We start from the raw sequence: 13,665 nt of genomic DNA on the forward strand, positions 1-13,665 counted from the left end.
GGCTCTTCGCCGCAGGACCCAGAAAAAGCAATCAGCCGATTTCCCTCCTTCGGTTCTTTTTTGCTCGAAGTCAAGTTGAACCGTTAGAATAAGCACCGCTTGCAATTTCGGCCATTCCTTTTTAAAATGAAGAAAGCAAGCACAAAGGAGAAATCTATGAAAAATTATCCTGTTAAAAAGAATCAGGAACTTGAAGTTGATATTTTGGATCTTTCCCATGAAGGAAATGGGATCGCCAAAGTCGATGGGTACTTATTATTTATTGAAAACACCCTGCCAAATGAACGTGCCTTAGTCAAAGTGTTGAAAGTCGGCAACAAATTTGGTTTTGCCAAAGTGATGAAATTGTTGCAAGCAAGTCCTGATCGGCAAGAATTGCCGAATGAAGCATTGTTGCGCACCGGGATCGCTCCATTGAGTCATTTGAGCTATGACAAACAATTAGCCTTCAAACAGCAGCAAGTAGAGAATGTTTTGGCTAAAATCGCCAAATTGCCTGAAATCACAGTCAATGCGCCAATCGGAATGGAAAAACCATTTGGTTACCGCAACAAAGCGCAAATCCCTGTGCAAAAAATCCATGGGGAATTAACGACTGGATTTTACCGCAAAAACAGCCATACTCTGGTACCGATCGAAGACTTTTATATTCAAGATCCAAACATCGATCAAGCAATCATCAAAGTCAGAGATATTTTGCAGCGGTTCAATGTCAAAGCCTACAATGAAGAAGCCCATGAAGGGTTCTTACGCCACATTGTCGTTCGTCGTGGGCATCACTCAGGTGAAATGATGGTCGTATTAGTGACACGTAAACCGAAATTCTTCAAAGGAGAAGAAATCGCGGAAGTGATCCACGAAGAGATTCCAGAAGTTGTTTCTGTCATTCAAAACATCAATGAAGAAAAAACCAATGTGATCATGGGGGAATTCGAGCGTGTGTTGTATGGCAAGTCATCGATCGATGATCAATTATTAGGTAAAACCTTCCAAATCTCAGCGAAATCTTTCTACCAAGTCAACACAGCGCAAACAGAAGTCTTGTATCAAACCGCCTTCGAGATGGCGCAACTGTCTGAAAATGATGTCGTTGTGGATGCTTATGCAGGAATCGGAACGATCGGGATTAGTTTGGCTGATCGCGTGAAAGAAGTGTTAGGGATGGAAGTCATTCCTGAAGCAGTGAACGATGCCAAAGCCAATGCCAAAAGAAATGGTGTCGAAAACGTGCATTACTTTATCGGTAAAGCCGAAAAAATCATGCCGCAATGGCTACGCGAAGGCATTCAACCGACAGTCGTCTTCGTTGATCCACCTCGCAAAGGTTTAGATGCTAGCTTTATCGAAACGACTGCTGCGGTTAAACCAGAGCGCATCGTTTACATTTCCTGCAATCCAGCAACCTTGGCTCGTGATCTCGCGTTGTTTGCGGAAGAAGGGTATGTGACAAAAGAAGTTCAACCTGTAGATTTGTTCCCACAAACGACCCATGTGGAGTGTGTCGTGTTGTTAGAACGTGGTTAAGAAACAACAAGTTTTTTTCAGCAATTTTGATTTTGAATTCTTTTTATGGTAAATGTCATAAAATCTTACGATAGCAAAGTTACTAGAGAAAGCAAGTCAATTGAGAAATAAGCAACTAAAACCCATCTGTCTATCTAGTTACGTCGATTGTGACGTTTAGAATGGATGAAATATAAAACCAGAAACTGGAACAGAAAGACATTCTTTTTTGTTCCAGTTTTTTTGTTCTTTCTCACTAATGATGAGCGGGGACAAAATCAATGCAAAAAGCAGTGAAGCTACAAATATGCAGACAGCCAAATCCTTTAACAAAATGGTTTGTCGGCAATTTATAGTTAATGTGTATAAAAATATGGCGTGTGGTGATTAGAAAGTATTATAATAAACGTAGTGAATAGAAAATTTTTGTTAGGAGGGATTACACATGGCAACGATTCGTGCATTTTCACACAAAGAGATTACACCGCAGAATACGCATTTGTCGAGTTTTAAAGTGTTGATAGAGTCAGCTTTTTATGGGAACAATGTCACTTGGATTCATGATCTAGCCACGGCCTATTGCTTAGCAAAAGAATCTTCTGGTGCTATTCTTACGGATATGCGGGTCACACACACCAAGGAGTTAGGACTACCAGAGGATGCTAAAGTCATCGTGTTTAATGACGGAAAAGTTGTTGGACGGACAGCGGCAGCTCGACGCATCATCGGACATCCCGGGATTGATCGAAAATTGTATGAAGGGATTTTAAGAGATGCTTTATTTCAAGGGACACGTAAAAAATTCTATGGCGGTGAAGTTGTTGTAGGGTTAGACGAAGCGTTTATGGTCAAAGCACACCTGTTGCTACCAGAGTACTATGAAACCAATTTTTATTCTTATTTGTTGAATTTTCAAATGCTGACGAAATCATGGCAGGAAAGGTATCAACACTCCAAGAACTATCCAGAGACAGATATATTCTTGTACGCTGATCCGGACTGGACACATCCTGATTTTCCCTATGGGCTATCTCTCTTTGATCCTGAACACAATGTTGCGGCAGTCTTAGGCTTAAACTATTTTGGTGAATTGAAAAAAGCGACATTAACTTTGGCTTGGGCTACCGCGCATCGCAATGGCTTTGTGGCGTGTCATGGAGGAATGAAGCAATATCAGCTACCGAATCGAACATTTACGATGGCTGCTTTTGGTCTTTCAGGATCAGGAAAATCGACCATTACATTGGCAGAACATGATGGCAAATATGATATCAAGGTTCTGCATGACGATGCGTTTGTGATCAATCAAACAAACGGTGCGTCCACTGCTCTGGAGCCTTCTTATTTTGATAAAACGCAGGATTATCCATTAACCAACCCAAATGTCCGCTACTTTATCACCTGTCAAAATGTTGGGGTTACTTTAGACGAGGAAGGAAAGAAGGTGCTTGTGACCCAAGATATTCGTAACGGGAATGGTCGAACCGTCAAGTCACGGTATGTCACACCTAACCGGGTGGATCATTTAGATTCGCCGATCGATGCAGTATTTTGGATCATGAAAGATGACACGCTACCTCCTGTAGTAAAAATTGACGATCCGATTTTAGCCGCTGTTTTTGGTTTGACCTTAGCTACGAAGCGCACGACAGCTGAACATGTTGTCGAGACCACGGATATAGATAAACTGGTCATCGAGCCTTATGCCAATCCATTTAGAGTCTATCCTTTAAAAGAAGATTTTGCCCATTTCATGAACTTATTCAAAGAAAACCAAACGGCTTGTTATATTCTAAATACAGGCTTTTACAAAGACAAGAAGGTCACACCTGAAGTCACGCTGACATCGATTGAAAAAATTGTGAAAGGCGAGGCCAATTTTAAGAGGTTTGGTGAAATCACAGAAATGAGTTACTTGCCAGTAACAGGGTTCGAAGTCGATTTTCAAGATGCCTCCTATGTTGCTCATTTAAGAGAGCGGATGCAAGGACGGCTGGACTTTATTTTGGCTCAAGAAACAGAAAATGATGGCTATAATAAGTTGCCTAAAGAGGTAGCAAAGGCAATGGGAAATGTGATTTCTACATTAAATGAGCTTCCTGGCTAATCCCATTGAATCAAACTTCCGCAAGCGGCTTTTCTTCCTGAAACACTTATTTTGTTAGCCAGAAAGGAGCGATTATGAACATTCAGTTTCACCATATCCAAATCACAGTCAATGATGTAAAAAAAGCAGAAGGTTTTTATGATCAATTATTTGCACTATTAGGTTTCGACCTTCAGAAGAAATATTCTGGGTATTTAGAACATGCCGATATGGAAGTAGTAGAATATATAGGGGATTCATTTGATTTCGGTATTTGTTCCCCACGAAAAGAATGGAAGAAGGAGAAAATCGATTCAAGAAAACCTGGCTCGGTTCAGCACATGGCGTTTAAGGCGGAAAGCCGCGAAGTAGTAGATGCGATCTTTCCCAAAATAAAAGCCTTAGGGGTAAAGATCCTTCACGATCGACCAATGGAGTACAAAGAGCGCATCGCTCCTAACTACTATGCCTTATTCTTTGAAAGCCCAGAAGGCATTCGTTTTGAACTATTTCATTATGCCTGATTCCTTTAACTAGAAGAGTGTGGCATTAAATTATTGCGTGAGCGCGTTCTTATTAAGGTGATCTTTCATTAAGGGGCTAGCATAATCAGGCGAGTTTAGAGAGAAACTTTTTTAGAACCTGTCATCAGGAAAATCTGAACACTCTTGTTTTAAGTACGTCCATCCTGGAAAACTCGTTGGTTCCTAAAATTTATTTGGACAATTCGAATACAAAAATCTAACTCATGTGTTGAAAAACGTCGATTTTATCTTTCTAGAAGCTGTAGCATTGTGGGTCAATAAGGATTGTTGCGTTGATTGCAGGGCACTTAAGAAATGGAGGAGGAACAATATGGATCAGACGGTTCAGCAAGATATCGAAGCGATCATTTCCCGTCAATATGATCATGGCGCCGATTTATGGTCGACGCCAGACCATAAATTACTGAAAGGAGCACCCTTTACAACCTTAGAGTGTCCTCATTATTTGCTTGAACTTGGTATGTCGCCTGAGGAGAACTTATTAAAAGAGACCGCTGCATTGATCTTTCAAGGATGGAGAGAAGATGGCAGATTTAAAATTTCGCCATCAGGGGGGATTTATCCCTGTCATACAGCGCTGGCTTTGCGAACGCTGTGTGCTCTTGGTTACGCAAGGGACCCGCGGCTACAACAGACCTTTCACTATTTTCTTGCTACTCAGGAAACAGATGGCGGCTGGAAGTGCAATAAATACAGTTTTGGTCGCGGCCCGGAGACCCGCTATTCAACCCCGATGACGACGTTAACGGTCCTTGATGCCTTTCGATATACTCATGATCGTGAACAGATGGAAACACTTAATCAAGCAATCGAATGCTTGCTTGCTCATTGGGAGATTCGTCAGCCAATCAGTCCCTGTCATTACGGAATGGGCACATTGTTTATGCAGACAGAATACCCCTTTAGAGGGTACAATCTTTTTTATTATCTGTATGTCTTGTCTTTTTATCCTTCTGCCAGAAAAGACGCACGGTTTCTGGAGGCTTTGCAGCAGTTTGAATCGAAAGTTAAAAATGGCAATGTTATTGTAGAACGGGTTGTACCAAAACTGGGGAAACTGAATTTTTGTAAAAAAGGACAAATTAGTTCCTTCGCCACCCGACGGTACCAAGAAATCCTTGCTCACTTAGCAGAAGATTAAGGAAAAAACAGTCCTTTGGAATGTTCCTCCATCTAGACGATTCTTTTTCTTTTCTGGTACACTGTCTCTAAAGAACCGACCGAATAATCAACAGAGGGGAGAAAGACATGCAAAAAATCTATCTGGTTGAAGATGATGCGACGATCGTCTCTGTTTTAGCCGATTATTTGCAGCAGTGGGGATACGAATGCCATTCGGCCAAGAATTTTGCTGAACTCTTGCAAGAGTTTCACGACATCAAACCTGATCTCGTTCTTTTAGATATCTCCTTGCCTTATTACAATGGGTATCATTGGTGCCAAGAAATTCGCAAGGCGTCAGAAGTACCGATCATTTTTCTTTCGTCGATGGATCAGCAGATGAATCAAATCATGGCGATGAACATGGGGGCGGATGATTATTTAACAAAACCCTTTGATTTAGCCTTCGTTTTGGCAAAAATCCAAGCGTTGCTGCGGCGCAGCTATCAGTATAGCCACCAACAAGCGCTGACCTTTGACATAGGGCAAGTAACCTTTTATCCAACAGAAAATATATTAAAAAATCAGGGGGAACAGTTGCCGCTTTCTCCAAATGAAGCTCGGATTCTTTCCTTGCTTTTGCAGCATCGAGGGAAGATCGTAGCCAAAGAGACCATCATTGAAATGCTCTGGAATAGTGAAGAGTTCATCGATAACAATACATTAGCAGTCAATATGACTCGTTTGCGAAAAAAATTGAGCCAGATCGAACTATCCGATTTGATCCAAACGGTAAAGAATAAAGGCTATTTGATAGAAAAGGAACACGCCTATGACTAATGTGAAAGAATATTTCGTGTTGTATGGAAAGTTTTATCTCGTTTACCTGCTATTTAGTGCGGGTCTACTAGGGTTATTCTTTCTTCACAGCCTTCCATTAGAACCCTTCATTGACTATGCGGTTTTTTCAGGGGTGATTTTAGGAGGTCTTTCCCTTTTTCATTATTTTCGTTACGCACAAAAAAGAAAGCAGCTACAGCATTTATTAAGAAAAGAACGTATGACGGAAGCGGCGTTGGCGTTCTTGCCGACCACTCGAAATCGGCTAGAAGACGAGTATCAAACGCTTCTTAGGCAGATGGCAAAAGAAAAAACTCTGTCTGAATACAAAGCGACCGTGAAAAATGAAGAAATTTATGAAGATTTCGGCTTGTGGCTTCATCAAATCAAAACGCCTCTAGCGGCGTTGGATCTTTTGGTTCAAAGCGATACCCTGTCACCGACGGAGGTCAAAGCGGAATTATTTAAGGTGAACGATTACTTGCAAATGATGTTGAATTATTTGCGACAAAATTTAGCGAATGATGATTTTGTCTTTGAGTCGATTGCTTTAGAGCCCCTTGTTCGTCAAACAATCAAAAAGTATGCCTTGTTTTTCTCGAAAAAGAATCTGCAACTGGATATGGCAGTGGATTTGACGGTGACATCTGATCGAAAGTGGCTCATTTTTATTTTTGAACAGGTTCTTTTCAACAGCTTGAAGTATACTGAAACCGGTGGCATTAATGTTTTCACTAAAGACAATGCCTTAGTGATTCAAGATAGCGGCATTGGTATTCGTAAGGAAGACTTGCCAAGGGTGTTTGAGAAAGGATATACGGGACAAAATGGTCGCTTTCAGCAACGAGCGAGCGGGCTAGGCTTATATATGAGTCAACAAGCGGCTGAAAAAATCGGCTGCCGTTTAGCGATTGATTCTGAAGTGGGACAGGGAACCATCGTCACACTTCATTTTCCCACCACAAATAACCGATAGCCGCAAACTTTCAACACTGTAAGTTTGCGGTTTTTATTGTAAGTCGCTTTTTTCTGCCAGTCAGCTTATTCTAAAAAGGAAGGAGGGAACAAGATGACACTTTTAAACATTCAACAAGTAAAAAAAATCTATCAAAGCCAGCTGAATGGGCAACCCGTCGAAGCGTTGAAGAATATAACCTTTAAGGTAGAAGAAGGGGAATATGTAGCCATCATGGGGGAATCAGGTTCGGGGAAGAGTACGCTACTGAACTTGATGGCGACGTTAGACCAACCGACAGCGGGTGAGATGCAGCTGAATGGCATCGATTTGACCACCATCAAAGAAAAAGATGCAGCAAGTTTTCGACGGGATCACTTAGGCTTTGTCTTTCAAGACTTTAATTTATTGGACACTTTTACGGTAAAGGACAATATTTTATTGCCATTAGTTTTATCGAAAGTTTCCGTCAAACAAATGGAATTGCAGCTTCAGCCTATTGTACAAACTTTAGGGATCGCCGATTTATTGCAGCATTACCCGTATGAATTGTCTGGCGGACAAAAGCAACGTGTTGCCGTCGCACGAGCGATCATCACAAAACCAGAACTGCTATTAGCAGATGAGCCAACCGGAGCGCTGGATTCGAAAACCTCTGATCAACTACTGACATTATTTCAGCAGATCAATCAAAACGGACAGACGATCGTGATGGTCACCCACAGTTCGATCGCAGCCAGTCGCGCACAACGCGTCTTGTTTATCAAAGACGGGTATGTATTTCACCAGTTGTATCGAGGAGAACGGAGTGATACCGCTTTTCTAGAAGCAATCGCCGAAACAATGACTGCTGTTTTTGCGAAGGAGGAGTAACGAATGTTCTTTCAAAAAATCGCCTTCTCCAATTTACGTAAAAATGCCAAAGCCTACACACCCTTTTTAGTATCCATGAGTTTCTTGGTAGCTGTTTTGATGATGACGCAAATCATCGTGAACAATCCGGGGATGAAGGAACTTCCTAGTAGTCAAAGCGCCATTTTCATGTTTCATTTAGGAAATATCATCCTGATGATCTTTGCGGCGATCTTTTCCTTTTACACCAATAACTTTTTGATCAAGCAGCGAAAAAAAGAATTTGGTCTCTACAATGTTTTGGGACTAGGAAAACGCGAGATAGCCTTCGTGGTCTTTTGGGAACTCTTTTACAGTTTTCTTATTAGTCTTGCGGCCGGGTTGATCAGTGGCTTATTGTTTGCACGATTAGGATTTTTGATTCTGAAGAAAATCTTAGCCGTAGGTGAATTCTTTGTTTTTAAACTTTCATTTGAGAGCATTGGATTTGTGATCCTCTATTTTATGTGCGTGTTTGGTTGTCTATTTTTATTTGACCTGTTGCAAGTACGCAAAACCAATCCACTTCAATTACTACAGGGAAGCAAGCGTAATGAAAAAGAGCCTCGCGCGAAAGGCATTTTAGCACTATTAGGTGTCCTTTGTTTAGTGGCGGGCTATACGATCTCTGTGACGATCAAGTCTCCCATCAGTGCCTTAGGCCTGTTCTTTGTCGCTGTCATCCTCGTAATCTTGGCTACCTATCTGTTGTTTATTGCTGGTAGTATCAAAGCATTGCAGTTTTTAAGAAAACGAACGACCTATTATTATCAAACGACCCATTTTATCAATATCTCTACCATGCTGTATCGGATGAAGCAAAATGCGGCTGGTTTAGCAAGTATTTGTATTTTATCAACGATGGTTTTAGTGACAGTTGCTACGACCGCCAGTCTTTACTTTGGACAAAAGAATGTGATCGAAACTCGTTTTCCATACGATGTTCAAATTGAGTCAGCGGCTGATTCCCAGCAAATCAACACAGTGATTGATGGACTTGAAGAGAAGCTAACGATCAAAGAGCGCCAGCAAGTCACTACAACAAGACCATTGCTTTTTACCTTTGAGGGCCTAAACTTTGTTCCTTCAACCACTTTTGAAGAAAATAGTGATAGTTTAGATAAAGCCGTGTACCTTACTTTTCTTACCAGGTCTGAATACCATGAAATCAGCGGGAAAACAGGACCTGCTGAAGATGAATTATTTGTTTTTCCCGCAACTTGGACCCAACAAGCATTACCAGAAAAGACCACGATCGATGATCGTCAATTTCGTTTGCGGGAATTGAAGGAACTGCCAACATTCACGAAAACAGAAAACCCGGTTCAGCATCTTGTTCTTGTGGCGGATGATCAGTGGCTTACTGAAAAGCTAAGCTCTTGGTATCAAAAAGAAGATTTTCAACTTTACCAGCAACCAATGACAACAACAGTCTTTAATTTTCAAGCAGCAGAAGCAAGCGATCGCGAAGCGATCGCAAAAGAGATTCGCAGCGAACTTCTGGCAGCAGATGCTCATGCGAGCGTTCAGTCAAAAGATCTTTTTGAAGGTGAGACCAAAACCTTTACCGGCGGCTTCTTCTTCTTAGGCTTGATTTTTGGTGTGGTCTTTATTTTAGCTGCCGCATTGATCATTTATTATAAACAAGTTTCCGAAGGGATGGAGGACAAAGAACGCTTCGAGATCTTGCAAAAAGTTGGGTTAAGCCATAAGGAAGTCAAACAAGTGATCCAGCAGCAAGTCTTGATGATTTTCTCATTTCCATTGGCGGCAGCGATCATCCATCTCGCATTTGCTTTGCCGATGATTCGGAAGTTGTTGCTTCTTTTTGGTCTGACAGATCGCAACTTATTGATCACGGTATCGATTATCTCTGTTCTGCTGTTTACAATGATCTATTTAATGGTGTATTTCATCACTGCAAGAGTCTACTACCGACTTGTGGAGCGAAAACAATAGCCGTTAAAAAAAGTTAGTCGAACGAGTCGTCACCGACAGGACCTACAGTAAAATAGAATGTGAGAACGCCTCATCCATGAAGCGACTTCTAGAAGTTAGAATTTTTGATCTAACTTTTTGGAATCACTATATGATTGAGGTGTTTTTTTTTAGCTACTCCTATTAGCCCACTTTTTTAGAGTTGAAAAAAAGGCTTAGGTGACCTATAGTGAAAAGGAGTAAAGCACAGGTATAGATTGCCGCGAGGCTGATAGTCATTTCCAAATAAAAGAGATCATGTGATCCAAAAAGGAGAAAGTCCTATGAAAGAGCAGCCGATAACCATTGAATTTCCCTTAAGAGGTGAGTGGCTTGCGCCGACTACACCAGCCAAGAAGATTCCTAGTCATGGCACCGATCGAATGGGGTTACGTTATGCGTTTGATTTTTTACAAGTCGATTTTGAGGGGAAAACAAAAGCTTTTCACGACCGAAGCTTTCTGCGCTATTTCTTCTTAGGAGTTCCCCTTGAGAACTGTTATTGTTGGGGCAAAGAAATCTATGCGCCCTGTGATGGTGAAGTGATTGTTGTAAGAGAGGGCTATCAGGAACGCAAAGTCGTTCATTGGGTTGTCGATTTTTCGATCGCTTTAAAAAATGGCTTGTTTTTTAATGAACAAAAAGATGAGTATCAACAAATAGCTGGCAACTACATTGTGATAAAAGCTTCTGAGGGCGTATATATGGCATTCGTCCATTTGCAAAAAGGATCCATCAAAGTTTCCGTAGGACAAAAAATCACCAAAGGGATGGTGATTGGCAATGTCGGGCATTCCGGCAATTCGACTTCACCTCATTTGCATTTTCAAGTGATGGACAGTAACGATATCGCCCATGCAAAAGGGCTGCCTTGTCGCTTTGAAGAATACGAGGTTTACCGAACAGGACGATGGATAAAAGTTCGGAATCAGATACCAGATAGTACAGAACGGATACGATTTTTATAGGAGCATTAGGGACTAGCTGTGAAACTTCAATAGGGGGCATCGCCGAAATGCTTATAAGAAAGAACATTTAAACGTTTCTGAGCTTCTTTAAAAAACTTGCAACAATCTTAGGTATTCAGAAAATGTATCTCAGGGGGAAACAAATGAAGCAATTACCCAATATCATTACTACTTCTCGACTGATTCTCGCACCACTTTTACTATTCCTTCAGCCAATGTCTGGCTGGTTTTGGCTGCTCTATTCCTATTGTTTTTTAAGCGACCTCGTCGATGGGCTGCTTGCAAGAAGGATGAATCTTACGAGTGAGGTGGGTGCCTTACTAGACAGTTTCGCAGATGTCAGCTTTTTTCTCGCAGTTTTTCTTTCTTTTCTACCGCAGCTTTTGGAAACCCAAACGATCATGGTTTGGATCTTGGTGATCGCTATCATCCGCTTCGTCAGTTATCTGATTGGCTATGTAAAATTTCAGTCTTTTAGCAGTCTGCATACATGGCTCAACAAAGCAGTCGGATTTCTTTTATGTATTTTTCCATTGCTGCTCATCGTATTCCATGAAAGAATTGTTGTCTTGATTTTGGGGACCATCGCCACTATTTCGGCATTAGAAGAATTGTTGATAACGATCCTCGCAAAAAAACTGGATAGAAATCAAAAATCGATATTCGAAAGTTTTATGTAAGGTACCTCTATCATTGAGGGCCTTTTTTGTTTGTTCCTCTGAAGTAGTCTTTTAAAAGTCCTTTCAAAAACAATTTTAAAAATAACATTGAAAACAATTTTTAATGGTACTATGCTTATCTTTGAAGGGAGGCTTCACAAATGAACAGACAAGAACTGCATGCATGTATCAGTAAAAACCAGCCCAATATTTGCCAAATTTCTGCCTACCAAAATGGAAAGGAAGTTTACTCGGATGAATGGCATGAGTATAAGCCAGACGATACTTGCCACCTTATGTCCGCTACGAAAAGTATCGTTTCTCTACTAGTCGGAATAGCGATAGATCAAGGCCTCATCAGGAGTGTCAATGACAAAGTACTCGATTATTTTCCAGACTATTCCGTAAAACGGGGCGAAAAAACGATTCACGATATTACCATCAAACACCTATTAACGATGCGAGCCCCGTATAAATGCAAAGGTGATCCATGGACAAAAGTTTGTTCGAGTGACGACTGGACCAGCGCCTCCCTTGATTTATTGGGAGGAAGAAAAGGAGTGACAAATGAATTCAATTATCAAACCGTTTGTCTGCAGATCCTCACTGGTTTGTTAGCGAAAGCTTCTGGAATGACGACCGTTGATTATGCGAACCATTATTTATTTCGCCCTCTTGGTGTAGCCGAAATAACCAATTATTATGCGAAAACGGCACAAGAACATAAGCACTTTACAATGAGCAAGGCACCAAAAAAACCAGTTTGGTTTTGCGATCCTTTAAATATTGGGGCGGCAGGTTACGGGCTATGCCTTTCAGCAAAAGATTTAGCCAAAATCGGTGAGCTATGCTTGAACCAAGGCATCCATCAAGGGAAACAAGTGATTTCCTCACAATGGCTCACTGAAATGGTCAATCCGCTAGAGACAAACATAGAGAAATTTCAAAACATGAGTTATGGATATTTGTGGTGGATTTTGGATACTGAGAAAAGCACCTATGCCGCCATCGGTAATAGCGGAAATGTCCTTTATATTGATCCCGAATCAGATTGCGTCATTGCTATTACGGCTTATTTTAAGCCAACTGTCTTTGATCGAATCGACTTTATCGAGACAGAGCTAAAACCGTTCTTTTTGCAATAATGAGCGTTAAGAAAAAGCAGTCTACTGTCAAAAGTTGATTGCTTTTTTTGTAGGTGAAAGCTTTATGATCCTTTTAATGACTATGGCAAGCAGGTGACTACGGATAAAGCTTGGCTGCTAGTCTTTTATGAATTTAAAATCTAGCAATTTGATCCCGCATATAGGAGGCCAAATCAATAATAAACGGAAGATAAATGAGAAATGAATAAAATGACCAAACTATCAACGGCGTAAACTTGGTATACTATAATTGAGAAGAAAATCACAAGTGAAAGGAGCGGTCGGAGTGTTTTCAGAAATCAGTATTTATCAAGTAAAACCAAGTGAAGTCGATACCTTTGAAGCAATCATGCAGGAAGTAACAGAGGCAATGAAGGCCATGGAGGGGGCTTTGTTCTTTCGATTAATGAAACGAACCCATTACATTAAAGAAATGAGCACCATCAAGGAAGGACGCCTGCCTGATCCATTGACAAGAGTCATAAAATGTGTGAAATATGCCCACTATTGGGAGTTTGATACCGAAGAAAACTATGGCAAAGCCCAAAAAAGGCTGTATGAAAGCTATTGGAAAGCAATCGAGAAATGTTTGATCGTTCCCCACGACAAGCTTTTAGGGGAAGTGATTGAGTGATCGTTTTAGTATCGGATGCTCTTCAGATGAACGGACTTTTTGTTGCAACTGTTTAGAAATTATAGGGAAAAATACAACGGGATGTTAAAAAGTCATTCGAATGTTGAATCGACGACTATTAGTTGTTTAAATGCTCTGTTTCTTGAGGGAATCGGAAAGGAGGAACACACGATGGGACAGGTTGCATTTCATAACTTATACAAATTAATAAAAGGTGCTTCAACAGCAGAATTTGTTCCAGTCGTTGAACAATTCAACCGTGAATACATTTTCAAACAAAGAGGATACCTTTCTTTTGAATGATTAGTAGATTGAGAAATTTGGGCTGACATCACCAAGTTCGAAACGAAAGAAGATGCGG

Annotated in this window: 13 protein-coding genes; all 13 read left to right on the forward strand. The window is 40.9% G+C overall.

Features of this window, described 5'->3' with window-relative positions; genetic code table 11:
• The first annotated feature begins 156 nt into the window (after positions 1–156).
• Positions 157–1,524, forward strand: coding sequence for a 23S rRNA (uracil(1939)-C(5))-methyltransferase RlmD (gene rlmD, locus A5877_RS16220; RefSeq protein WP_010749606.1), 1,368 nt, complete (start codon positions 157–159; stop codon positions 1,522–1,524).
• Positions 1,525–1,948: 424 nt separating this feature from the next.
• Positions 1,949–3,610, forward strand: a complete 1,662-nt coding sequence (locus A5877_RS16225; RefSeq protein WP_086317323.1) for a phosphoenolpyruvate carboxykinase (ATP) — start codon at positions 1,949–1,951, stop codon at positions 3,608–3,610.
• 74 nt (positions 3,611–3,684) lie between these two features.
• Positions 3,685–4,113: a VOC family protein gene (locus tag A5877_RS16230; protein ID WP_008381416.1), complete on the forward strand. Its 429-nt coding sequence runs from the start codon at positions 3,685–3,687 to the stop codon at positions 4,111–4,113.
• Between the two features lie 331 nt (positions 4,114–4,444).
• Positions 4,445–5,275 (forward strand): prenyltransferase, encoded by an 831-nt coding sequence (locus A5877_RS16235; RefSeq protein ID WP_086317325.1) that lies wholly within the window; start codon positions 4,445–4,447, stop codon positions 5,273–5,275.
• A 107-nt stretch (positions 5,276–5,382) separates the two neighbouring features.
• Positions 5,383–6,075, forward strand: a complete 693-nt coding sequence (locus tag A5877_RS16240) for a response regulator transcription factor (RefSeq protein WP_008381414.1) — start codon at positions 5,383–5,385, stop codon at positions 6,073–6,075.
• Complete coding sequence (locus A5877_RS16245; RefSeq protein WP_086317327.1) at positions 6,068–7,051, forward strand: sensor histidine kinase; 984 nt, start codon at positions 6,068–6,070, stop codon at positions 7,049–7,051. Before A5877_RS16240 ends, A5877_RS16245 begins: the two co-directional genes overlap by 8 nt.
• Positions 7,052–7,144: 93 nt before the next feature.
• Entirely contained in the window at positions 7,145–7,903 is a 759-nt protein-coding gene (locus A5877_RS16250) for an ABC transporter ATP-binding protein (protein WP_005236354.1), read from the forward strand.
• Between the two features lie 3 nt (positions 7,904–7,906).
• Positions 7,907–9,880: an ABC transporter permease gene (locus A5877_RS16255; RefSeq protein WP_086317329.1), complete on the forward strand. Its 1,974-nt coding sequence runs from the start codon at positions 7,907–7,909 to the stop codon at positions 9,878–9,880.
• 302 nt (positions 9,881–10,182) lie between these two features.
• Positions 10,183–10,866 (forward strand): M23 family metallopeptidase, encoded by a 684-nt coding sequence (locus A5877_RS16260; RefSeq protein WP_086317331.1) that lies wholly within the window; start codon positions 10,183–10,185, stop codon positions 10,864–10,866.
• Positions 10,867–11,009: 143 nt separating this feature from the next.
• Positions 11,010–11,546 carry a CDP-alcohol phosphatidyltransferase family protein gene (locus A5877_RS16265; protein ID WP_061054032.1) on the forward strand — a complete coding sequence of 179 codons (537 nt, stop codon included), beginning with the start codon at positions 11,010–11,012 and terminating at the stop codon, positions 11,544–11,546.
• Positions 11,547–11,686: 140 nt separating this feature from the next.
• Positions 11,687–12,670 (forward strand): serine hydrolase, encoded by a 984-nt coding sequence (locus tag A5877_RS16270; protein WP_008381404.1) that lies wholly within the window; start codon positions 11,687–11,689, stop codon positions 12,668–12,670.
• Positions 12,671–12,938: 268 nt separating this feature from the next.
• Positions 12,939–13,304: a hypothetical protein gene (locus tag A5877_RS16275; RefSeq protein WP_086317333.1), complete on the forward strand. Its 366-nt coding sequence runs from the start codon at positions 12,939–12,941 to the stop codon at positions 13,302–13,304.
• A gap of 171 nt (positions 13,305–13,475) precedes the next feature.
• Positions 13,476–13,607 (forward strand): hypothetical protein, encoded by a 132-nt coding sequence (locus tag A5877_RS17415; protein ID WP_008381400.1) that lies wholly within the window; start codon positions 13,476–13,478, stop codon positions 13,605–13,607.
• Positions 13,608–13,665: the final 58 nt, after the last annotated feature.

The sequence above is a fragment of the Enterococcus sp. 3C7_DIV0644 genome (genome assembly GCF_002141235.1).
Classification (GTDB): domain Bacteria; phylum Bacillota; class Bacilli; order Lactobacillales; family Enterococcaceae; genus Enterococcus_D; species Enterococcus_D entomosocium.

What these genes read in the sequence shown, in the direction of transcription:
- rlmD (WP_010749606.1), top strand. Translation starts at nt 157, where the DNA reads ATGAAAAATTATCCTGTTAAAAAGAATCAGGAACTTGAAGTTGATATT.
- A5877_RS16225 (WP_086317323.1), top strand. Translation starts at nt 1,949, where the DNA reads ATGGCAACGATTCGTGCATTTTCACACAAAGAGATTACACCGCAGAAT.
- A5877_RS16230 (WP_008381416.1), top strand. Translation starts at nt 3,685, where the DNA reads ATGAACATTCAGTTTCACCATATCCAAATCACAGTCAATGATGTAAAA.
- A5877_RS16235 (WP_086317325.1), top strand. Translation starts at nt 4,445, where the DNA reads ATGGATCAGACGGTTCAGCAAGATATCGAAGCGATCATTTCCCGTCAA.
- A5877_RS16240 (WP_008381414.1), top strand. Translation starts at nt 5,383, where the DNA reads ATGCAAAAAATCTATCTGGTTGAAGATGATGCGACGATCGTCTCTGTT.
- A5877_RS16245 (WP_086317327.1), top strand. Translation starts at nt 6,068, where the DNA reads ATGACTAATGTGAAAGAATATTTCGTGTTGTATGGAAAGTTTTATCTC.
- A5877_RS16250 (WP_005236354.1), top strand. Translation starts at nt 7,145, where the DNA reads ATGACACTTTTAAACATTCAACAAGTAAAAAAAATCTATCAAAGCCAG.
- A5877_RS16255 (WP_086317329.1), top strand. Translation starts at nt 7,907, where the DNA reads ATGTTCTTTCAAAAAATCGCCTTCTCCAATTTACGTAAAAATGCCAAA.
- A5877_RS16260 (WP_086317331.1), top strand. Translation starts at nt 10,183, where the DNA reads ATGAAAGAGCAGCCGATAACCATTGAATTTCCCTTAAGAGGTGAGTGG.
- A5877_RS16265 (WP_061054032.1), top strand. Translation starts at nt 11,010, where the DNA reads ATGAAGCAATTACCCAATATCATTACTACTTCTCGACTGATTCTCGCA.
- A5877_RS16270 (WP_008381404.1), top strand. Translation starts at nt 11,687, where the DNA reads ATGAACAGACAAGAACTGCATGCATGTATCAGTAAAAACCAGCCCAAT.
- A5877_RS17415 (WP_008381400.1), top strand. Translation starts at nt 13,476, where the DNA reads ATGGGACAGGTTGCATTTCATAACTTATACAAATTAATAAAAGGTGCT.